Below are 625 nucleotides of genomic sequence, written 5' to 3'. Positions count from 1 at the left end.
GATACCAAAACGAAAAACGTAAGTATGATTTACATATAAATATCGAAGATTTGAAAAAACAAGAACAGGATTTACTCGCTAGGGTTTCTAACCTCAAACGTCAAAGAAGCGAACTCTACAACGAAAAAACATCATCGAAAATTTCTGAAGAAATTACCGAACTTAGGCAGACTTACGCTACTGGTAAGCGTCACATTGAAGATCAAAGACGTGAAAAAAGAAGTCTCAATACCGAAATTAAACAATTGAAAGAACAAATAGAAGCTTCTAACCAAGACATAATTAATGCTGAATGGCTCAGACGTGTTCTTGAAAGATTCGACTGCTCCTTTGGGGATTTAGAGCAAGAACTAATCCAAATCGTAAGACTTTCAGAATCAATCGAAGATTATGAAAATCGGTCTAATCGTGCTCAATCAACCTTTACAGAGCTAGAACATAAGATAGGAAAAAAGCAGAAAGAGTTGCAGGATACATTAGATGGAATTGAGTTTTACAAAAAAGAGAAATTCCAATTATTCAGAGATAACAAAGCTCTCAAAGATCTCGTTGAGAATGGTGATGTGTAATGACTACGACTATCAATAAACGGCTAATCACTCACATCTATGATCCTCACACGCAC

Annotated in this window: 1 pseudogene; it reads left to right on the top strand. The window is 35.5% G+C overall.

Annotated elements, in window-relative coordinates:
- Window positions 1-569: pseudogene (locus R7F64_RS24000) on the top strand (hypothetical protein); the annotation flags it as partial.
- Window positions 570-625: the final 56 nt, after the last annotated feature.

The organism is Vibrio sp. Vb1980, assembly GCF_033338615.1.
GTDB lineage: Bacteria > Pseudomonadota > Gammaproteobacteria > Enterobacterales > Vibrionaceae > Vibrio > Vibrio alginolyticus.
The sequence above is the reverse complement of the archived record's forward strand: the minus strand, read 5'-3'. Positions and strand labels throughout refer to the sequence as shown.